The sequence below is a fragment of the Pseudomonas sp. F-14 TE3482 genome (assembly GCF_053629455.1).
Map to the genome: position 1 here is coordinate 1,723,275 of NZ_JBRJII010000001.1, position 21,896 is coordinate 1,745,170.

Consider the following 21,896-nt stretch of genomic DNA (forward strand, 5'->3'; position numbering starts at 1 on the left):
TAAGCGTCCTGAGGCGGGATGTCTTTATGGCAAAGAAATCTGTGACAAAGGCCAAAATGCCATCATTCATTTCTCGCGAGATTGTCTTCTTTGTGTAATCTGCGATGCAGCGCTGTGCAATGTCGTCGATAAGCTAATGTTAGGACCTGGGTTTCGCCGCTAAAGGGGCCTTGGAGTTTTGGCTGAAAACACGTCGGGCAACCCGCCCGCTAAGGATTTTCTGGCATGCCGCGATTGCATCGAGCGTTTGCTTTGATTGGATTGCTGTTGCTGACACAGAGTGCGGCAGCGCAAAAGCTGCGCCTGGTAGCCGATGCCTGGCCACCCTTTACCGACGCCACGCTGGTCAATGGCGGACTGGCCACGGACATCGTTAGCACCGCGCTGGCCCGGGCCGGTTATGGCAGTGATTTCGAACAGGTGCCGTGGGCGCGAGCCTTGTTTGGGATAGGCGAGGGGCGTTACGACGTGCTGGTCAACGCCTGGTACACCGATGAGCGCACGAAGCTGGGGCAGTTTTCCGGCGAGTACCTGCTCAATCGCGTGCGCTTTCTCAAGCGCAAAGACACGCCGATCGAATTCAACAACCTGCAACAACTGCACACTTTCCCGATAGCGGTCGTACGCGGTTATGCCTATTCGCAAGCATTCGACGACGATGTGTCGCTGCAGAAAGTACCCGTGCATAGCTTCGCCATGGCCGTGCGCATGGTCGCGGCCGACCGGGTCAAGCTGACTCTGGAAGACGAGTTTGTCGCCCGGTATTACCTCGCCCGCGAGTCATCCAAAGTACGCAATTCCGTGGAGTTTTTGCCCAAGCCATTGAGCGAGAACAGCCTGCATATTCTGGTGAGCCTGAAGAACCCGCAGCATGAACAGATCGTTGCCGGTTTCGACCGTGAGATTGCGGCGATGAAGGCTGATGGGAGTTATGAGAAGTTGCTCAAGCAGCATGGGATGTAATGGGTTTGATTCGGTGTTTGTGTTGACGCTGCTGGCCTCATCGCGGGCAAGCCCGGCTCCCACAGGACTTGCACAAACCTGTGGGAGCGTGGCTTGCCCGCGATGACGTAAGGCCAGTGACTATGGCGCTCAAGTCTCGCCGGTTTCCTTGATGAGATGCGCCGCCAACGTCCGCAACGGCCCCAGCTGCCGGCAGATCAACGCCAGTTGCGTCTGCACCAACCGCTGCCCTTCGTCGATCTCATCCGGCATTTGTTCCAGCCCATTGGCCAGCGCTTCTTCCTCATCACTCTGAATCGCAATCGGCTGTTTGCTCGCCAGTCCTTGGGCGATTTCGTCGAGGCTGGCAGCCAGGCTCACGCCGGCGCCGTCGATCAAATGCTCGCGCACCTCCGTGGGTAATTGGGTTTCGCGGTGTGCCCCCAGCCCCGACAAATAGCTGAGCAAGGTGTGCGACAGCACCAGGAAACGAAACCCGACGTCCGCTTCCTTACGAAAGTGCCCCGGCTCCATCAGCATATTGGCCAGCGTCGTCGACAATGCGGCGTCGGCGTTGTGCGCGTTGCGCCGGGCCAGGCGATAAGCCAGGTCGTCGCTTTTGCCGGCGGCGTATTGCTGCATGATCTGGCGCAGGTAAATGCTGTTGCAGGTGAGGGTGTTGGCCAGCACTTTGTTCAGGCGTCGACCCTGCCAGTCCGGCAGGAACAGGAATACCGCCAGCCCGGCGATCAGACTGCCGAGCAAGGTATCGAACAGTCGCGGCAGAAGCAGCCCATAACCATCGCCCACCTGGTTGAAACAGAACAGCACCATGAGCGTGATCGCGGCAGTCGCCAAGGTGTAGCGGGTGGTGCGATTGGTAAAGAACACTACCCCGGCAACGATCGCGAAGCTCGACTGGATCAACGGGTTCGGGAACAGATCGAATAGCGCCCAGGCCACGGTCAGGCCGATGGCGGTGCCGATGATCCGCTGCCCGAGTTTGCGCCGGGTGGCGCCGTAGTTTGGCTGACAGACAAACAGCGTGGTGAGGATGATCCAGTAACCTTGCGACGGGTGGATCAAATGCACCATGCCGTAGCCGATGCTCAATGCCAAGGGCAGGCGCAGGGCATGGCGGAACAGCAAGGACGTCGGCGTCAGCTGCGTGCGCAAACGTACCCAGACATCCTTGAGGCTGCGTGGCGAACGGTCGAGCAAGCTGCTGTCGGTGGCGTCTGCGAGCGCATCGGGATTGCTGGCGTCGCTGAGCAAACGGTCGAGTGTGCCGAGGTTGGCGGCCAGCGCTCGCAACGAACGCAGCAGACCGCGCCAGGCCGGATTGCTCTGGATACGCAGGTGTTCGAGGGAGGCATGCAGGTCGTTCAGGGCCTCGGCGAAGCTTGCGTCATAGGTGAACGGCTGGCGCATCTGGATCGATTCGGCCAGTGCGCGGCAAGCCTTGCCTTGCTGGCGCAGCAGGCGCTGACAGCGGAACAGCACGTCGCTGTGGAAGAACGCTTCGGCCAGCGCGTTATAGGGGTAGTGCGAGGAACTGGCGCGCTCGTGGATGTCCTGGGCGAGGAAGTACAGCTTCAGATAACGGCTGACTTTCACCCCCGGCCGACCGTCGCCGACGCGATGCAGAATGATTTCCTTGGCGGCGTTCAGGGCTGCCACCACCCGACCATTCTGTTGGGCCAGTTCCAGGCGCTGCGCTTGCACGTCCATCTGCCGGATCGGTTCGAACAGCGACGATTTCAGCTTCAGGTAATAACCCAGTTCACGGAACAACCGCGCCAGGCTTTGCTGCACCGGCTGGTTGGAAAACAGCGCCTGCCACAGCACCGAGAGCAAGCCGTACCAGGCCGCACCGGCCACCAGCAGCACCGGTTCGTGCCAGAAATCAGTGACCGCGCCACCGCGCTGGTCCACGCCGATCATGGTGTAGACCGACAGAATCAACGTTGCCGAAGCAATCGCGCCATAACGTTCGCCCAGCGCGCCGAGCATGGTCAGGCAGAAGCTGGCCAGGGCAAAGGCGATGATAAAAAGGACGGGGTAGGGGAAGAGCAGTTCGACGGACAGGGCCGCGACCATGAAACACACCAGCGTCACTGCGAGCGCATTGAGGCGACCCTGCCAACTGTCGTCGGTCTCGGCCAGGGCGCTGGCGATGATCCCCAAGAACAACGGGATCAGCAGTCCCATTTCATCCTGATACCAACACAGCGCCATGCTGCCGGTCAGGGCGATGAATACCCGCACGCTGTAACTGAATTTATCCAGCGCCCAGAGGCGGCGCAGAGACTGCCGAAATGTGGTCGATGACATGAAGTGCGAAGGCCTTCCGAGGCAATGACGCTAAATTGAGCCACTAATGACGCCGACGCAATGGCGCCGATCACATCTGACAGCAAAATCTGTTCCTTTAAAGATCAACGCATAACGAATGTGGGAGCGAGCCTGCTCGCGATGAGGCCGGTACATTCAACATTTATGTCGACTGTCAGACCGCTATCGCGAGCAGGCTCGCTTGTATGGTAGGACTTGAAGGGAGGAGGAGGGACAAGGCTCGATTCTGACTGTTGACGCAGTACAGACCGTGGGAGATTTCGCCCCTCCTCCTTTCACCCAAGCGCCGATAAAGAATGCATCTGGCTAGACCGACGATAGGAACAAGCCTGCGCCTCTGGGTGAGCCCTTCAAGTGCTCAAACCTTATCCCGGAGGAAATCCTGTGGCAATGCCGGTCTCTCTATCAAAACCGATCGTAGGTGTGGATGTCGCCAAGAATGAACTGGTGATTTATCAGTCTGATGGTGATTTTCTTGAAGAGATTCCCAACACCAGAACATCCATCAAGCAGTGGCTGAAGGCGTTGTCGGGGACGGTGGCTATTGCCATTGAGGCGACCAACATTTACCACCTGGACTTCGCTGATCTGGCCTATGAGGCCGGTTGCACGATTTACATGGTGGGAGGCTATGAACTCAAACATTATCGCGAAGGCGTGAAGATCCGTGCCAAAACCGACGCCCTGGATGCCAAGCTGCTGGCTCGTTACCTGAAGAACGAAGCCGAGGAGTTGCGTCCTTGGACCCCGCCCTCACCGCTGTACCGCCAGCTCCTGAGCCTTTTCCGCCGTCGCGCAGCCTTGGTCCAGGCCAGGGTCGGCCTGGTGCAGAGCTGGTCGAATGAACCGCTGCTCAAGGCGGCTTTTGCCGAGCAAGTGAAGTCCATGCAGCAGCTTGAGACGCTGATCGAAAAGACGATCAACGATCAGCTCAAAGAAGCTGGTTTGCTCGGTCAATTGAAGCGCTGCCTGAAAGTTGAGGGTATTGGATTTTTGACTGGGGCCCGCTTGATAACTGCATTTCAGCGAGGAGATTTTAGAAACGCGGATGCATTTATCGCCTTCCTGGGCATGGATTTACGGGTGGCGAAATCAGGACAGAAGGACGCTCGCCGCAGTTTGACCAAGCGCGGCGACCCCGAGGCCCGCCGGCTTCTGCACAATGCAGCGATGTCGGCTAGCCGTACGAAAGCCTGGAAAGGGTATTACGAAGAACAAAGAACGCGGGGTTTCAGCACCACTCAGGCGCTGGTAATGCTGGCTCGCAAGCTGGCTCGGGTCGTATTCGCCCTGCTGAAAGGACAGAGCGAATATCAACCCAAAGCCGGTTGAGGGCTTCCCCTCAACCATAGAATCTCCCACAGGTTATTGGTTGGATCAGACGAATTGCGCGGCGGCGTAGCCTGAAGCCCAGGCCCACTGGAAATTGAAGCCACCCAGATGCCCGGTGACATCGAGCACTTCACCAATGAAATACAGCCCCGGGCTTTTCAGCGATTCCATGGTCTTGGACGACACCTCGCGAGTGTCGACGCCGCCCAGGGTCACTTCGGCAGTGCGGTAGCCTTCAGTGCCGGCCGGCACGACTTTCCAGCTCGCCAGTTTCTCAGCGATGTCCGCCAGCTCTGCATGGGTGTACTGCTTCATCGGTTTGGAAACGAACCAGTTGTCCGCCAACAGGTTGGCCATCTTCTTGGTGAAGATTTCCCCGAGCAGGGTTTTCAACTCGCTGTTGGGACGTTCGGCCTGCTGCTGTTGCAGCCAGGTCGGCACGTCGTGATCCGGCATCAGGTTGATTTCCACCGTGTCGCCGGATTCCCAGAACGACGAAATCTGCAAGATCGCCGGCCCGCTGAGGCCGCGGTGAGTGAACAGGATGTTTTCGCGGAAACTCTGGTCGTTGCAGCTCACCAGGCAATCCACCGACGTACCGGACAGCTCGGTGCAAAGCGCCTTGAGCTGATCGGTGATGGTGAATGGCACGAGGCCGGCGCGGGTCGGCAGCAAGTCGTGACCGAACTGCTTGGCCACTTGATAGCCGAAACCGGTGGCACCGAGGGTCGGAATCGACAAGCCACCAGTGGCGATCACCAGGGATTCACACGTGACCTGGCCCAGCGTGGTATCCAGCAGATAACCGCTTTCCAGCTTCTCGATGGTCTGAATCGAGGTGTCCAGGTGCAGGCTGACGCCGACCTGATCACATTCCTCGAGCAGCATTTCGAGGATGTCGCTGGATTTGTTATCGCAGAACAACTGGCCGAGTTTCTTCTCGTGGTACGGCACGCCATGTTTGGCCACCAGACCGATGAAATCCCACTGGGTGTAGCGCGCCAGCGCGGATTTGCAGAAGTGCTCGTTCTGCGAGAGAAAATTGCCCGGTTCGGTGTACATGTTGGTGAAATTGCAGCGGCCACCGCCCGACATGAGGATTTTCTTGCCGGCCTTGTTCGCATGATCGAGCAACATCACTTTGCGCCCGCGCCCGGCGGCGGTCAGCGCACACATCAACCCTGCGGCGCCAGCGCCAATGATCACGACTTCGGTAGAGCGCAAAACGGTGTCCCTCTCACAAGAGCTGATCTGGAATGCAATCAAATGTGGGAGCTGGCTTGCCTGCGATGGCATCACCTCGGTCTGTCAGTCAGACCGAGTCGATATCATCGTGGGCAAGCCCGGCTCCCACAGGGATACGCAGTGTTCTTACAAAATGCGCACGCGCAGCGAACGGCCTTTGATTTTACCGTCGTTCAGGCGCTGCAAGGCTTGCTTGGCAATCCCGCGTTCCACGGCCACATAGGCCTGGAAGTCGAAAATCGCAATCTTGCCGACCTGGGCACCCGGGATGCCGGCGTCGCCGGTCAGTGCACCGAGAATGTCGCCCGGACGCACTTTGTCTTTACGGCCAGCGCCGATGCACAGCGTGCTCATCACCGGCAGCAGCGGTGCGCCGCCCTGGGATTTGAGGTTGCTCAGCTGATCCCAGCTCAACGGCGACTTCTGCAGTTGCTCGATGGCTTGGGCGCGGTGGGCTTCGGACGGGGCAACCAGGCTGATCGCGATGCCTTTCTCGCCCGCACGGCCGGTACGGCCGACACGGTGAATGTGGATTTCCGAGTCACGGGCCAGTTCGACGTTGATCACCATGTCCAGCATATCGATGTCCAGGCCACGCGCGGCGACGTCGGTGGCAACCAGTACCGAAGTACTGCGGTTGGCGAACATGGCCAATACCTGATCGCGGTCACGCTGTTCCAGATCACCCTGCAGACCGACGGCGGAGATGCCTTTGGAGGTCAGGTGATCAACGGTTTCCTGAACCTGCTGCTTGGTGAAGCAGAAGGCCACGCAGGACGCCGGACGGAAATGCGCGAGGACTTTGACCACCGCGTCCATACGTTCTTCCGGGGAGATCTCGTAGAAACGCTGCTCGATCTGCGTATCGTCGTGGAACGCCTCGGCCTTCACGATCTGAGGGGTGCGCATGAATTTCGACGCCAGTTGCTTGATGCCCACCGGGTACGTGGCGGAGAACAGCAGGGTCTGGCGGCGCTCCGGGGTCTGGGCAATGATTTCTTCGATGGAATCATAGAAACCCATGTCGAGCATGCGGTCGGCTTCGTCGAGGATCAGCGTGTTCAGGCCATGGAGCACCAGCGAGCCCTTGCGCAGGTGCTGCTGGATACGCCCCGGGGTGCCGACGATGATGTGCGCGCCGTGCTCCAGCGAGCCGATCTGCGGGCCGAAGGACACGCCGCCACACAGGGTCAGGACCTTGATGTTGTCTTCGGCGCGGGCCAGACGACGGATTTCCTTGGCGACCTGGTCAGCCAGTTCGCGAGTCGGGCAAATGACCAGCGCCTGGCAACCGAAGAAGCGCGGATTGATCGGGTTCAGCAGGCCGATACCGAAGGCGGCGGTCTTGCCGCTGCCGGTCTTGGCCTGGGCGATCAGGTCCATCCCCTTGAGGATCACCGGCAAGCTTTGCGCCTGGATCGGCGTCATCTGGGCATAACCGAGGGAGTCGAGGTTAGCCAGCATGGCGGCGGACAGCGGCAAAGTATTAAAAGCGGTGGCGATGGTGGTCACGGGACTGGCCTGCAAAACAAAATGTCGCGCAGTGTATCAGTCCCATGGCCATTCGCCCGAAGTTTCCGGACGAGAAGTCGTAGCAGCTGCCGAGGGTCAGTGCTCGATATCGTGCTCGCGGCTGACCATCCGTCGGCCATCCTTGGGTGAAAGCTGCGAGAAGATGGTTGCAGCCAGCATCGCCATGATTCCAACCGTCACAAACGTCAGCTGGAACGCGCCCAGAACCGTGTCCACGCCGTCATTGCCGATCTCCGCCGTGAAGCCGCCGAGCAGGGCGCCGGCGCAGGCCACACCGAGGCTCAGGGACAATTGCGCGACCACCGACAGCAAACTGTTGCCGCTGCTGGCGCTGGCGTCGTCGAGGTCGATCAGGGTGACAGTGTTCATTGCGGTGAACTGCAAGGAGTTGATCGCCCCCAGAACTGCCAACTGAGCCAGCAGCAGCCAATACGGCGTCTGCTCGCTGACCAGGCCCATGCTGGCCAGCATGATTCCCAGCGCCAGTGTGTTGCCGGTCAGCACGGTGCGATAGCCGAAGCGTTCGATCAGCGGCCGCGCCACCGACTTGGCGACCATCGCGGCCGCCGCCAGGGGAAGCATGCTCATCCCGGCCTGAGACGGCGAATAACCCAGCGCCACTTGCAGCAATAACGGCACCAGGAACGGCAATGCGCCGCTGCCGAGGCGAGCGAACAAGTTGCCGAGGATGCCCACGGCGAAGGTCCGGGTCTTGAACAGCGAGGGCGCAAACAGCGGATTGTCGATGTGCCCGGCCCGCAGCCAATACGCCGCCAGACACGCCATGCCGCCAAACAGCAGCAACATCACCCGCAAGTGCGGCAGGTGCAGTTCGCCGAGGCCCTCCATGGCAATGGTGATCAGCACCATCGCCGCACCAAACAGCAAAAAGCCCAGGCTATCGAAGCGGGTGCGTTCACTGCCGCGCAGGTCAGGGATGAATTTCCACACCGCGTAGCAACCGAGGACACCTACCGGCAGGTTGATCAGGAAGATCCAGTGCCAGGTCAGGTATTGCACCATCCAGCCACCCATGGTCGGGCCGATCAGCGGGCCGAGCAGGCCGGGAATGGTGATGAACCCCATGATCCGCACCAGCTCCGAGCGCGGATAGGCACGCAGCACCACCAATCGACCGACCGGCAACATTAACGCGCCACCGAGGCCCTGAATCACCCGGGCGCCGATGAGCATGCTCAGGGTGCTGGACAAGGCGCAGAGCAAAGAGCCGAAGCTGAACAGGAGGATCGCGCCGAAGAAGATTTTCCGGGTGCCGAAGCGATCGGCGATCCAGCCGGAGGCGGGGATCAGTAAGGCGACGGTGAGCATGTAGGCGATGATGACGCCCTGCATGCGCAGCGGGTCTTCGGCCAGATCCCGGGCCATGGCGGGGAGGGCGGTGTTGAGGATCGTCCCGTCGAGGGACTGCATGAAGAAGGCAATGGCCACAACCCACGGTACCCAGCGGGCGGTGGCAGCGTCGAGAGGTGGGCGGTTGGGCATGGGACCTCTTGTGGGGTGGTCTGGTAACCGTAAACCTGTGGGAGCGGGCTTGCCCGCGAAGGCGATGTGTCAGTCAACATTGATGTTGAAGCTGATGGCCTCTTCGCGGGCAAGCCCGCTCCCACAGGTTTTGTGTTTACAGGGTCAAGGTCAATCGGCTGACGAGCGCGCCCGGCAACAGTGCCGAAGCAGTCGCCCGCTGACTGTAGGTGCTGGCCGACAGCAGCAATTCACGCTCCTCGGTCAACGCTTCCAGCTGCGAACCGAGCAGGCTGTAGACGCTGTCATCGAAACGCATGGTGCTGACCGGTGCCTGAATCTCGCCGTTCTCGACCCAGAAAGTCGCAAACCGGGTCATGCCGGTCAGGCGCGCCGCCGGTTGGTCCGAGTAGTTCAGGTACCACAGGTTGCTGATATAGAGCCCGGTGCCAAGGCGCTTGAGGATATCCTTCTGCTCCAGATCGCCGCCGTTCATGACCAGCGCCGTCGGGTATTCATGGCTGCTGGCGCCGTTGGCAGCGAGGCCGTATTCGGCGGCGCTGCGGGAATTGATCAGTCGGGCATTGGCCATGCCTTTGGCGATCAACCCCAGATCATCGCGGGGATAACCTTCGTCGGAAAACGCCGGGCTCAAGGAACCGCTGACCTGCTCACTCAACCATACGTTGGGGCTGAAGCAGGCTTCGCTGGCGTAGAACTTCTGCAATGGGCTCTGTTTGCTGGCAATCGCCTGGGCCGAAAACCCGCCCCAGCTCAGCATGCCCATGATTTCTTCCAGCGCTGCCGGCGCCAGGTAGGCGCGGTATTCGCCGGGCGCCAGCGTGCGCAATGGCCGACCCAGAAACGCCAATTGCTCGCGGGCCTGCTGGAAGCGCCTGGCAAACCCTTCGCTGCTCCAGTCGTGCCCGGCATAGCTGGCCTTCACCGCCTGACCGTTTTCATGAAACAGGCTGAAATCGAAGTTGAAGCTGTTGGCCTGATGCCAGCCGAACGCGCCCGAGGAGCTGGCGAAACCACGACTGATCGGCCCGGCGGCATAGAAGCCGACCAGATCCAGCCCTTCGGCAGCTTGAGTGATTTCAGCGACCACTTGCTCGGTGTCCGGCAGCGGATGCTCCTGCACGTTGTTGCTCTGCCAGTCGTTCTGGTTAAGCAGCAGGTATGGATCCTGAGGCAGCAGTGGCAAGGTTTCGCGCAACTGTTGCAGGCCTTCGGCCAGACGCTGAAGATCAACTTCGTGGTCGCCCGACAGCGTGATATTCAGATCGGCATGACGACCATCATTAATCAGTTTGAACCCGACATTCGCCTGCTGCACCTGCCCGGCTTGACGGACTTTGGCATGGTTGAATCGCACGAAAGCCGACGACTCGGCGGCGTAGCTGAGGGTGAATTGCTCCGGCGTGCGCAGTGCATCGCGCAGCCAATTGACCAGGTCCTTGAATGACTCAGCCCGACTCTTGAAAGTACTCATCAGGCATCTCCCCCAAACACATCCACATTGCTGAACACACAGGCCGGCGACGCGTGACCGACGCGGATCACCTGGTTCGGTTCGCCCTTGCCGCAGTTCGGCGTGCCTAGCACTTTGACGGTATTGGCATCGCCGACAGCGCTGAGGCTTTTCCAGAATTGTGCGGAAATCGCCCGGTAGTTCGGGTTCTTCACCACACCTTTGAGTTCGCCGTTTTCGATCAACTGGCCCCATTCGCAACCGAACTGGAATTTGTTGCGCGCATCGTCGATGGACCACGAACGGTTGGTGCTCATCAAAATGCCGTGCTCGATGTTGCCGATCAGCTGTTCCAGTGGCTGATCACCGGGCTCGATGTTGAGGTTGGCCATGCGGTCGATCGGCGGACGGTTCCAGCCGCAGGCGCGGCTGTTGGCAACGCCATCCATGCCGGCACGAAATTGCGACAGCGCACCGCCCAATGGCCGCAGCAGCAAACCTTCTTTAATCAGAAATTGCTTGCTGGCGGCGCTGCCGTCGTCGTCATGGCCGTAGCTGGCGAGTTGCTCGGGGATGTCCGGGTCGAACGTCACGTTGAGCAGTTCGGAGCCGTATTGCAGGCTGCCGAAGTCTTCTGCCTTGACGAAACTGGTGCCGGCATAGTTGCGCTCATCGCCCAGGATGCGGTCCAGTTCCAGCGGGTGACCGATGGACTCGTGGATCTGCAGCATCATTTGATCGGGCATCAGCAGCAAGTCGCGCGGGCCTTGCGGGGTGTTCGGCGCCAGGAGCAATTGCAGCGCCTGATCGGCGACTTTCGGGCCGGCACCGATCAGGCCGCAACGGCTGATCACATCAAAGCCGCCCTGCTGGCCGAAGTTCTCGCGGCCAAGGCTACGGGTCTGGCTGTCGCTGCCGTCGAAGGCGGTGACGTCCATGCTCGGGTAGACGAAACGCTGGGCCTGACGCAACTCGGCACCGGCGCTGTTGAGGTAGATTTGCTCGACGTTGGTGATGCCGATGCTCGCCTGCCAGTTCACCAATCGCTCGTCCTTGGGCACGGCGGCAGATTCGGCGCCGAGCAACTGGTAGCAATCGCTCAGGGACGGGAAGGGCTGGTCGAGATTGGGTGATAAGTAGTCGGCGCGGTCGCTGGAGGCGGCTTGCTCGCGCAGGTCGAGCAGGGCGTGAGGTTTGAGTCGACGGGCTTGTTGCTCGGCCTTCTCCAGTGCGGCCTGAAGGCCGGATTGGGACAGGTCATTGGTCGCGGCATAGGCTTCGACGCCGTTGACCCGAACGGTCAGCATCACGCCTTCATCACGGCTCAGACTTGGCGGTTCGGCGACGTTCTTGCGCACCGACAGGTACTGGCCGGACTCGCGCACATAACGCAACGAAAAGAATTCAGCGCCCGTGCGCAAGGCAGCAAAACGCTGCTTGAGCTGGGGGTGGAAATCGAACATTCGGGAACCTCCTTGGCATGGAGTTGCGATGTATCGGTATTGCGAGGGGATGAAACGTTTGCGTGGCGCTAGATTAGGCCTGGGCGGGGGGTAGATCAAGGGCGCAGCGGTGTGGGGAGGGATTGCAAGGATGTGTCAGGTCGAGATGTGTTGTCTGGTCGGGCTCTATCGCGGGCAAGCCCGCTCCCACAGGCTTGGGTGGATCACACATTTGCAATCCAACCCGAAACCTGTGGGAGCGGTGGTGCGACGATTCGACTTGCCCGCGATAGGCGCGCCTCGATGTAACTGCCTTACTGAGCAGTCAGGCTCACATCCCGCAACGGCTTGCCACGCACCGGTGCGTCACCGGCCACGTAGTAAGCGGCGTTGCTACGCGGCAACGGCTTGCGACCGCGGATCTTGTCAGCGATTTTCTCGGCCATCATGATCGTTGGTGCGTTCAGGTTGCCGGTGGTGATGATCGGCATGATCGAGGCATCGACCACGCGCAGGGCTTGCATGCCATGCACACGACCTTCGCCATCGACCACGGCCATCTCGTCGGTGCCCATCTTGCACGAGCAGGACGGGTGGAACGCGGTTTCGGCGTGTTCGCGGATGAACTTGTCCAGCTGCTCATCGGTTTGCACCTCGATGCCCGGGCTGATTTCGCGGCCACGGAAGGCGTCCAGTGCAGGCTGTTGCATGATTTCACGGGTCAGGCGGATGCCATCGCGAAATTCCTGCCAGTCCTGCTCGGTGGCCATGTAGTTGAACAGGATGCTCGGGTACTCGCGCGGATCCTTGGACTTGGCCTGGATGCGACCACGGCTTGGCGAACGCATGGAGCCCATGTGCGCCTGGAAGCCGTGTTCTTTCACACCGTTACTGCCGTTGTAGTTAATCGCCACCGGCAGGAAGTGGTACTGAATGTTCGGCCAATCGAATTCCGGACGGGTGCGGATGAAACCACCGGCCTCGAACTGATTGCTGGCGCCGATGCCGGTGCCGTTGAACAGCCACTCGGCACCGATGGCCGGCTGGTTGTGCAGCAACAACGACGGGTACAGCGAGACCGGTTGGGTGCAGGCGTATTGCAGGTACAGCTCAAGGTGATCCTGCAGGTTTTCACCAACGCCCGGCAGGTCGTGGACCACCGGGATGTCGAGTTTCTTCAGCAGTTCGGCCGGGCCGACGCCGGAGCGTTGCAGAATCTGCGGCGAAGCGATGGCGCCGGAGCATAGCAGTACTTCTTTGCGGGCGCGGGCTTCAACGCGCTCTTCAGCGGCGCCGATCAGGTAACGCACGCCGACCGCACGCTTGCCTTCGAACAGGATCTTGTCGGTCAGGGCATGGGTGACGATGGTCAGGGTCGAGCGCTTCTTGGCGACGTCCAGGTAACCACGCGCGGTGCTGGCGCGACGGCCGTTCGGCGTCACGGTGCGGTCCATCGGGCCGAAACCTTCTTGCTGGTAGCCGTTCAGGTCTTCGGTGCGCGGGTAACCGGCTTGTACGCCAGCTTCAACCATCGCGTGGAACAGCGGGTTGTTGCCGGCTTTCGGTGTGGTCACGCTGACCGGACCGTCGCCACCGTGGTAGTCGTTCGGGCCGATGTCACGGGTTTCCGCCTTGCGGAAATACGGCAGGCAGTCGAGGTAGGTCCAGTCTTCCAGACCGGGCAGCTTCGACCAGTTGTCGTAGTCCATGGCGTTACCACGGATGTAGCACATGCCGTTGATCAGCGAAGAACCACCCAGGCCCTTGCCGCGACCGCATTCCATCCGGCGACCGTCCATGTGTGGCTCTGGATCGGTTTCGTAGGCCCAGTTGTAGCGGCGACCTTGCAGCGGGAATGCCAGGGCGGCCGGCATTTGCGTGCGGAAGTCGAGACGGTAATCCGGGCCGCCCGCTTCGAGCAGCAGGACAGTGACGCCTTCGTCTTCAGTCAGACGGGTCGCCAGGGTGTTACCGGCCGAGCCGGCACCGATGATGATGTAATCGAATTCTTGGGACATTGAATGCACCCTCTTTGAAGTTGGTCAGGTCGGCGAGTGCTTCGCACTCGATCGCGGGCAAGCCACGCTCCCACAGGGATAGGGGGCACCGCAGATTTGGCGAACGACGCCAAACCTGTGGGAGCTGGCTTGCCTGCGATAGCGATCTCGCAGGCGAAGCAAATACCGCCTTAGAAAACCGAGGCGTAATCGCCCAGTTCGACCTGTACCGATTTGATGCGTGTGAAGTTGTTCAGCGAGCTGATGCCGTTCTCACGACCCACGCCCGACTGCTTGTAGCCGCCGACCGGCATCTTGGCGTCGGACTCGCCCCAAGCGTTGATCCAGCAGATACCGGCTTCCAGTTGATGGATCACACGGTGAGCGCGGTTCAGGTCTTTGGTGACAACGCCAGCCGCCAAACCGAACTCGGTGTCGTTGGCGCGACGGATCACTTCTTCTTCGGTTTCGTAAGTCAGGATCGCCATGACCGGGCCGAAGATTTCTTCGCGAACGATGGTCATCTCGTCGGTGCAATCGGTGAACACGGTCGGTGCCACGAATGCGCCTTTGGCGAATTCGCCTTCGGTCAGACGGCTGCCGCCGCACAGAACGCGAGCGCCTTCTTCCTTGCCTTTGGCGATGTAACCCAGCACGCTTTCCATGTGGGCGAAGCTGACCAGCGGGCCGAAGTTGGTATTCTCGTCTTCTGGGTTGCCGACGCGGATGCGGGCAACGCGTTCAACGATCTTGGCTTCGAAAGCGGCTTTCAGGTGGCTCGGTACGAACACGCGAGTGCCGTTGGTGCAGACCTGACCGGAGCTGTAGAAGTTGGCCATCATCGCGGTGTCGGCGGCGCGATCCAGGTCGGCGTCGTCGAAGATGATCAGCGGGGATTTGCCGCCCAGTTCCATGGTTACGTCTTTGAGCGACGAAGCGGAAGCGCTGGCCATCACCTTCTTGCCGGTGTCGGTGCCGCCGGTGAAGGAGATTTTTTCGATGCGTGGGTGTTCGGTCAGCCAGGTGCCGACTTCACGGCCACTGCCGGTCAGAACGTTGAACACACCGGCTGGCAGGCCAGCTTCGGTATAGATCTCGGCCAGTTTCAGGGTAGTCAGGGAAGTGACTTCGCTTGGCTTGAAGATCATCGCGTTACCGGCCGCCAGGGCCGGTGCGGATTTCCACAAAGCGATCTGGATCGGGTAGTTCCACGCGCCGATACCGGCCACGACGCCCAATGGCTCGCGACGGGTGTAGACGAAAGACGTGGTACGCAGCGGAATCTGCTCGCCTTCGATGGCCGGCACCAGGCCTGCGTAGTACTCCAGCACGTCAGCGCCGGTGACGATGTCGACGTAACGGGTTTCGGAGTACGCCTTGCCGGTGTCCAGGGTTTCCAGGGCGGCCAGTTCATCGTTGCGCTCGCGCAGGATGTCGACGGCACGACGCAGGATGCGCGAACGCTCCATGGCAGTCATCGCCGCCCAGATTTTCTGACCCTTTTCGGCGCTGACCACAGCGCGCTCAACGTCTGACTGGGTCGCACGTTGTACGGTTGCGAGGACTTCACCGTTAGCCGGGTTGATGGCTTCGAAGGTGGCGTCGCTGCTGGCGTCACTGTAGCCGCCATCGATGTAGAGTTTTTGCAGTTCGAAACGGGCCATAAAGTCCTCGCAAGTGCATAAGTGGTTGGCGTTGACCACCGGGCGAGCCGTGTAGCAGTGGCGTCGCGGTCGGTAGCGGTTCAGGTGCTGAGCGGTTCTGTGTGCTCTAACTCACCTGCTTGGCCAGTTGGAAATCCATGTATTCGTAAGCGATCTGGTGCGCTTGACCGGTGTCGAAAGCATCTCCCGACAGCGCGCCGCGCAACCACAAACCGTCAATGAGGGCTGCCAGGCCGCGGGCGGCGCTGCGCGCTTGATCAAGCGGCAACACACGGCGGAACTGGCAGCACAGGTTGGAATACAGACGGTGATCGTTGATCCGCTGCAACCGGTGCAAAGACGGGTGGTGCATGCTGGTGGCCCAGAAGGCCAGCCAGGTTTTCATTGCCGGGCCATTGACCTGGCTGGCGTCGAAGTTGCCTTCGATAATCACCTGAAGGTGAGCCCGTGGGCTGGTGTCCTCCAGCGCCTGACGGCGCGCGGTGACGTTCTCGCTGAGGACACTCATCAGATACTGCGCCGTGGCGGCGATCAGGCCGTTCTTGTCCTGAAAGTAGTGACTGATGATGCCATTCGAGACACCGGCCAAACGGGCGATCAGCGCAATGCTGGCGTCCCCCATGCCGACCCGATCGACCGCCTGTAATGTGGCTTCGATCAATTGCTGGCGGCGGATGGGTTGCATACCGACCTTGGGCATCTTGCACATCTCCTTAGGCCTTCCGGTGGACGAAAAACGGCTACCGGGTTAAAGGCCAGTCTATTTTGTTTTGATTGAACGTTCAATCAACAAAGAATAAGATCTGCGACAATTCGTCGCTGCCTACAGGTTTTTCCTACACGTGGTTGGCGGAAAAACGACATCTGAAAATGCTCGAAACCCACACGCTCAGGCGTTCAGGGGTTTCGGGCTTTTTTCGGGCTGTCTTTATATCACCCGCCGGTCGGCTGCCAACTAACCGAATGGTCGGGTAACGCGTTGCCTTGTGTTCTTCTCTCGCACTGCCTGGAGCATCTGTGCCATGAGTTCTGCCTCTCTAATAAAGACCCCACCCGAGAAGGTGACGGTCAACGGTTGGGTGTTTTACACCTCTACCGCGCTGATCCTGCTGTTGACCGCCATTCTGATCATTGCCCCGCAAGAGGCCGGCAGAATGCTCGGCATTGCCCAGGCCTGGTTGTCCCGCAGCTTCGGCTGGTACTACATGGTGGTGATCGCCGCTTATCTGGTTTTTGTGGTTGGCCTGGCGTTTTCGTCTTACGGCAAGCTCAAGCTGGGCAGCAAGGACGACACCCCGGACTTCAGCTACGGCGCCTGGGCGGGGATGCTGTTCTCGTCGGGTATCGGCATCTCGTTGCTGTACTTCGGTGCTTCCGAGCCGCTGGATCATTACTTCAATCCGCCGGAAGGCGTGGCCGGCAGCAATCTCGCGGCTCGTCAGGCGGTGCAACTGACGTTCCTGCATTGGGGCCTGCATGGCTGGGCGATCTACGCCCTGGTCGGCTTGGCCGTGGCGTACTTTGCTTACCGTCATAACCAGCCGCTGGCGTTGCGGTCAGCGCTGTATCCGCTGGTCGGCGAGCGTTGGGTCAAAGGCGCCGCCGGTCATGCAGTGGACGGCTTCGGCATGTTCGTGACCCTGCTGGGGCTGGTGACGAACCTGGGGATTGGTTCGCTGCAAGTATCGTCGGGGCTGGAAAACCTGTTCGGCATGGAGCACAGCAACACCAATCTGCTGATCGTGATCATCGTGATGAGCACCGTGGCGACCATCGCCGCTGTGTCTGGCGTGGAAAACGGCATTCGCCGTCTGTCCAACCTGAATATCGTGTTGTTCAGCGGTCTGCTGATTTTCGTGCTGCTGTTCGGCCCGACCCTGCACCTGCTCAACGGCTTTGTGCAAAACATTGGCGACTACCTGAACGGCGTTGTACTGAAGACTTTCGACCTCTATGTGTATGAAGGCGACAGTGAGAAGTCCGACCGCTGGTTGGGCCTGTGGACTCTGTTCTACTGGGCCTGGTGGATTTCCTGGGCGCCATTCGTCGGCATGTTCATCGCGCGTATCTCCCGCGGTCGCACGGTGCGTGAACTGGTGGCCGGCGTGTTGCTGATTCCGCTGGGCTTCACCCTGGCATGGCTGTCGATTTTCGGTAACTCGGCCCTGGACCTGGTGATGAACCATGGGGCGGTGGAACTCGGGAAGACGGCACTGGAACAGCCGTCGATGGCGATCTACCAGTTGCTTGAGCATTACCCTGCGTCGAAGATCGTGATCGGCGTGTCGATTTTTGTCGGCTTCGTGCTGTTCCTGACCCCGGCGGATTCCGGCGCGGTGATGATGGCCAACCTTTCCTGCAAGGGCGGTAATGTTGACGAAGATGCGCCGCACTGGCTGCGGATTTTCTGGTCGGCGGTGATCACTCTGGTGACCATTGGTCTGTTGTTCGCCGGTAACTTCGAAGCCATGCAAACCATGGTGGTGCTGGCCGGTCTGCCGTTCTCCGTAGTGCTGGTGTTCTTCATGTTTGGCTTGCACAAGGCCATGCGCCAGGACGTGCAAATCGAACAGGAGCAAGCGGAACTGGCAGCGCGTGGTCGTCGTGGTTTCAGCGAGCGTTTGACCCAGCTGGACCTGCAACCGAACCAGTCGATCGTTCAGCGTTTCATGGACAAGCAAGTCAGCCCGGCGCTGGAAGATGCAGCTGTGCAATTGCGTGCTCAGGGCCTGGATGTGCAGACGTTGCTGGGTAAGTCGAAACGCTGCATGGGCGTGCGGATCGAGATGGAAGAGGGCAACCCTTTTGTCTACGAAGTGAGCCTGGACGGTTATCTGGCGGCGGCGAGCGACACGGTGTCTGCTGAAAGCGCTGATGAACCGCGCGCACGTTACTACCGTGCCGAGGTGTACCTGCATAACGGCAGCCAGGATTACGACTTGATGGGCTTCACTCAGGATCAGATCACCCGTGACGTGCTCGATCAGTTTGAAAGCCATCGGCAATTGCTTGGCCGGGTTTATAGCTGAGTAATCGAGGTCGCGGTGTTTCGATCCGAAGCACCGCGTCGCTTTCATCGCGGGCAAGCCCGCTCCCACAGGGATCGGTGCCATGATCAATAGTTGTGTCACAACACCGATCCTGTGGGAGCGGGCTTGCCCGCGATGGGGCCATTTGCTTCAAAGATGCTTATCCCGATATCCCGCAAACAAAAACGCCGCGATCTCTCGCGGCGTTTTTGTGTCTGCTGCTTCTTACCCCAGGTTCTTGCCGAGCAGCGCGTGGTACAGCTCGCTGTCGCCAAGAATCCCGACAACCTTGTTGTTGTCATGCAGCACCAGCTTATTGCCGGTCTGGTAACGAATCTGCAGTGCATCGCGCATGCCGATGTTGGAGTCCACCAATGTTGGCCGACGCCCCAAACCTTCAACCGCTTGCCCCGGTATCCAGTTCTGCAGGTCCAGGCTCGAACCGTTCTGGCGGGCGCCTTTGATGGTGTTGCCTTCGGCCAGGTCCAGCCACGAATCGCCGCCCGGATCCAGGCACACCGAACCGTTGATGCGTTTGCAGTTGTCCAGGGTGCGCATCAGGCTGCGACCGCACAATACGTTCAACGGATTGGTGTGGGCGACGAAGGTGCGCACGTAATCGTCCGCAGGATTGAGGACGATTTCTTCCGGTTTGCTGTACTGGATGATCCGGCCGTCTTTCATGATGGCGATACGGCTGCCGAGCTTCAGGGCTTCATCGAGGTCGTGGCTTACGAAAACGATGGTCTTGCTCAGTTTACGTTGCAGTTCCAGCAGTTCGTCTTGCAGGCCTTGGCGGATCAGCGGGTCGAGGGCCGAGAACGGTTCGTCCATCAGCAGAATGTCGGCGTCCATCGCCAGCGCTCGGGCCAGGCCGACACGCTGTTGCATACCACCGGATAGCTCATTGGGTTTCTTGTTGCGCCACTGGGTCAGGCCCACCAGTTCGAGTTTTTCATCGACCAGTTTTTTCCGTTCCTTCTCCGGCCGGCCCTGCATTTCCAGACCGAAGCTGATGTTCTCGCGCACCGTCAGCCAAGGCATCAGGGCGAACTTCTGGAACACCATCGCGATGCGCTTGGTGCGCATCATTTTCAGTTCCGCCGGCGTGCACGAGGCGATGTCGATCTGCTTGCCTTCGTGCTCGACGAACAACTTGCCACGGCTGACGGTGTTAAGGCCGTTGATGCAGCGCAACAGGCTGGATTTACCGGAGCCGGACAGGCCCATCAGTACGCAGATTTCACCTTTTTCGACGTCCAGGCTGGCCTTTTCGACACCGACGATTTGCCCGGTCTTTTTCAGAATCTCGTTGCGGGTCATGCCCTGGTCGAGGAGTTTGAGCGCCTCGCGCGGGTCTTTGGAGAAGATCACGTCCACGTCTTCGAAGCGAATAATGCTCATGCGTCACCCCCTACTTTAGCGTCGGGTTGTTTGCAGATACGGTCGAGCATGATCGCCAGCAGTACGATCGCCAGGCCTGCTTCGAAGCCCAGTGCGATATCAGCAGTGTTCAGTGCGTTGACCACGGGTTTGCCCAGGCCATCGGCGCCCACCAGTGCCGCAATCACCACCATCGACAACGACAGCATGATGCACTGGGTGATACCGGCCGCGATGCTTGGCATGGCGTGGGGCAGTTCGATTCGCGAGAGCAGCTGACGGCGCGAGCAGCCAAAGGCCTTGCCGGCGTCCATCAGTTCGTCCGGAACATCGCGGATACCCAGGTAGGTCAGTCGGATGGGCGCGGCAATCGCGAACACCACCGTCGAGATCAGACCCGGGACCACACCCAGACCGAAGAGGGTCAGGGTAGGAATGAGGTACACGAAGGTCGGCACGGTCTGCATCAGATCGAGCACCGGCCGCATCACTGTGTAGAACATCGGTTTGTGCGCGGCGACGATGCCCAACGGCACGCCGATCAGCACGCACACCAGGGTGGCGAACAACACCTGGGCGAGGGTTTCCATGGTTTCCTGCCAGTATCCCAGATTGAGGATCAGCAGAAAGGAGGCGATGACGAAAACGGTCAGGCCCCATTTGCGTTGGATGAAGTGTGCCAGTAGCGCGATGAGGCCGATCAATGCCAGCGGGTTGAACCAGGTCAGCGCAAAAGTCACGCCGTGGATCATCGTTTCCAGTGACACGGCGATTGCGTCGAAGGTGCTGGCGCCGTTTTGCGTCAACCATTCAACGAAGCCCGCGATGTACTGGCCTAAAGGTATTTTCTGATCAATCAGCATGGTAGTGAACGTCCGCATGCAAGGGAATAAACAGCCCGGGCGAGCGAACTCGCCCGGCGTAAGCATTACTGCGCAAGCTTGGCTTTCACGGCCTCCAGGCCAGGTTTACCGTCAATGGTGGTCACGCCAGCAAGCCAGGTATCGAGCACCTGTGGATTCTTTTTCAGCCAGGCCTTGGCGGCCGCGTCAGGCTTCATTTTGTCGTCCAGGACGTTGCCCATCAGCGTGCTTTCCATGTCGAGGGTAAACACCAGGTTTTTCAGCAACTGACCAACGTTGCTGCATTCCTGTGCGTAACCCTTGCGGGTGTTGGTGTAGATGGTCGCCTGGCCGAAGTTCGGGCCGAAGTATTCGTCGCCGCCGGTCAGGTACTTCATCTTGAATCGAGTGTTCATCGGGTGCGGTTCCCAGCCCAGGAACACCACGGCGGTGTTGCGGCGCTGGGCGCGATCGACTTGCGAGAGCATGCCTGCCTCGCTGGACTCGACCACCTTGAAGCCGGCGTCTTTCAGGCCGAAGGCGTTCTTGTCGATCATGCTCTGGATCAGGCGGTTGCCGTCGTTACCCGGTTCGATGCCATAGATCTTGCCGTCGAGTTCTTTCTTGAACTTGGCGATGTCGGCGAAATCTTTCAGACCTTTGTTATACAACTCTTCGGGGACGGCGAGTGTGTATTTTGCGTTTTCCAGATTAGCGCGCACCGTGTCCACGGTGCCGGCATCGCGATAGGCCTTGATGTCGTTTTCCATGGTCGGCATCCAGTTGCCGAGGAACACGTCCATGTTCTTGCCGTCGGCCAGCGACTTGTACGTCACCGGCACGGAAATCATCGTGGTCTTGGTCTTGTAGCCCAGGGCATCGAGAACGACGCTGGTGGTGGCGGTAGTGACGGTAATGTCCGTCCAGCCGACATCGGAGAAGTTTACGGTGCTGCATTGGGCCGGTTCTGCGGCTTGAGCCAGAAACGGCAGACTCAGCATGGCGGCCAACAACAACGACGGGGAACCTTTCATAAGGGGCGACTCCTTGGTGTTTTTTTTGGCAGTGTTCCGACTGGACCACCGCACTTATCTGTTGCGGTTGGATGGCGTTTTGGAGACAGCTCTACCACGGCGCCTTGCAATCGAGTCGATACGATCATGTACCAGTGAAAAT

The 21,896-nt window shown here is 59.8% G+C and carries 15 protein-coding genes; 3 read left to right on the forward strand and 12 right to left on the reverse strand.

The window, feature by feature from the left end; translation table 11 throughout:
* Positions 1-225: 225 nt before the first annotated feature.
* On the forward strand, positions 226-963 hold the full coding sequence (locus AB7M26_RS07700) for a substrate-binding periplasmic protein (RefSeq protein WP_123500145.1): 738 nt from the start codon (positions 226-228) through the stop codon (positions 961-963).
* A gap of 129 nt (positions 964-1,092) precedes the next feature.
* On the opposite strand, the gene yccS is transcribed toward AB7M26_RS07700, so the two are convergent.
* Positions 1,093-3,276, reverse strand: a complete 2,184-nt coding sequence (gene yccS, locus AB7M26_RS07705) for a YccS family putative transporter (protein WP_123500143.1) — start codon at positions 3,274-3,276, stop codon at positions 1,093-1,095.
* A 411-nt stretch (positions 3,277-3,687) separates the two neighbouring features.
* Between yccS and AB7M26_RS07710 the strand changes: the two genes are divergently transcribed.
* A complete protein-coding gene (locus AB7M26_RS07710; protein ID WP_123501455.1) occupies positions 3,688-4,629 on the forward strand; it encodes an IS110 family transposase in 942 nt (313 codons plus the stop codon).
* Positions 4,630-4,674: 45 nt separating this feature from the next.
* Here AB7M26_RS07710 and AB7M26_RS07715 read toward each other — a convergent pair whose 3' ends face one another.
* The 8 genes from AB7M26_RS07715 to betI all read right to left on the reverse strand — a co-directional run bounded on the left by AB7M26_RS07715 (position 4,675) and on the right by betI (position 16,166).
* Positions 4,675-5,853: a BaiN/RdsA family NAD(P)/FAD-dependent oxidoreductase gene (locus AB7M26_RS07715; RefSeq protein ID WP_123497230.1), complete on the reverse strand. Its 1,179-nt coding sequence runs from the start codon at positions 5,851-5,853 to the stop codon at positions 4,675-4,677.
* Between the two features lie 147 nt (positions 5,854-6,000).
* On the reverse strand, positions 6,001-7,338 hold the full coding sequence (gene dbpA / locus AB7M26_RS07720; RefSeq protein WP_238542572.1) for an ATP-dependent RNA helicase DbpA: 1,338 nt from the start codon (positions 7,336-7,338) through the stop codon (positions 6,001-6,003).
* Positions 7,339-7,482: 144 nt separating this feature from the next.
* The gene (gene mdtD, locus AB7M26_RS07725) at positions 7,483-8,910 is read right to left on the reverse strand and encodes a multidrug transporter subunit MdtD (RefSeq protein ID WP_123497232.1); all 1,428 of its coding nucleotides are present in this window, start codon (positions 8,908-8,910) and stop codon (positions 7,483-7,485) included.
* 136 nt (positions 8,911-9,046) lie between these two features.
* Positions 9,047-10,384: a TldD/PmbA family protein gene (locus AB7M26_RS07730; protein ID WP_123497234.1), complete on the reverse strand. Its 1,338-nt coding sequence runs from the start codon at positions 10,382-10,384 to the stop codon at positions 9,047-9,049.
* Entirely contained in the window at positions 10,384-11,826 is a 1,443-nt protein-coding gene (locus AB7M26_RS07735; protein ID WP_123497237.1) for a TldD/PmbA family protein, read from the reverse strand. Before AB7M26_RS07735 ends, AB7M26_RS07730 begins: the two co-directional genes overlap by 1 nt.
* Before the next feature lie 293 nt (positions 11,827-12,119).
* A complete protein-coding gene (gene betA / locus AB7M26_RS07740; RefSeq protein ID WP_123497239.1) occupies positions 12,120-13,823 on the reverse strand; it encodes a choline dehydrogenase in 1,704 nt (567 codons plus the stop codon).
* A 170-nt stretch (positions 13,824-13,993) separates the two neighbouring features.
* Positions 13,994-15,466: a betaine-aldehyde dehydrogenase gene (betB, locus tag AB7M26_RS07745; protein ID WP_123497241.1), complete on the reverse strand. Its 1,473-nt coding sequence runs from the start codon at positions 15,464-15,466 to the stop codon at positions 13,994-13,996.
* Between the two features lie 106 nt (positions 15,467-15,572).
* A complete protein-coding gene (betI, locus tag AB7M26_RS07750) occupies positions 15,573-16,166 on the reverse strand; it encodes a transcriptional regulator BetI (RefSeq protein WP_123497243.1) in 594 nt (197 codons plus the stop codon).
* Positions 16,167-16,545: 379 nt separating this feature from the next.
* Here betI and AB7M26_RS07755 point away from each other — a divergent pair, with 379 nt between their 5' ends.
* Entirely contained in the window at positions 16,546-18,495 is a 1,950-nt protein-coding gene (locus AB7M26_RS07755) for a BCCT family transporter (protein ID WP_238541979.1), read from the forward strand.
* 225 nt (positions 18,496-18,720) lie between these two features.
* Here AB7M26_RS07755 and choV read toward each other — a convergent pair whose 3' ends face one another.
* The 3 genes from choV to AB7M26_RS07770 all read right to left on the reverse strand — a co-directional run bounded on the left by choV (position 18,721) and on the right by AB7M26_RS07770 (position 21,754).
* Positions 18,721-19,899 carry a choline ABC transporter ATP-binding protein gene (gene choV, locus AB7M26_RS07760; protein ID WP_052966693.1) on the reverse strand — a complete coding sequence of 393 codons (1,179 nt, stop codon included), beginning with the start codon at positions 19,897-19,899 and terminating at the stop codon, positions 18,721-18,723.
* The gene (gene choW / locus AB7M26_RS07765) at positions 19,896-20,741 is read right to left on the reverse strand and encodes a choline ABC transporter permease subunit (protein WP_007907521.1); all 846 of its coding nucleotides are present in this window, start codon (positions 20,739-20,741) and stop codon (positions 19,896-19,898) included. Before choW ends, choV begins: the two co-directional genes overlap by 4 nt.
* A 65-nt stretch (positions 20,742-20,806) precedes the next feature.
* Positions 20,807-21,754 (reverse strand): choline ABC transporter substrate-binding protein, encoded by a 948-nt coding sequence (locus AB7M26_RS07770; RefSeq protein ID WP_123497245.1) that lies wholly within the window; start codon positions 21,752-21,754, stop codon positions 20,807-20,809.
* Between the last annotated feature and the right edge of the window lie 142 nt (positions 21,755-21,896).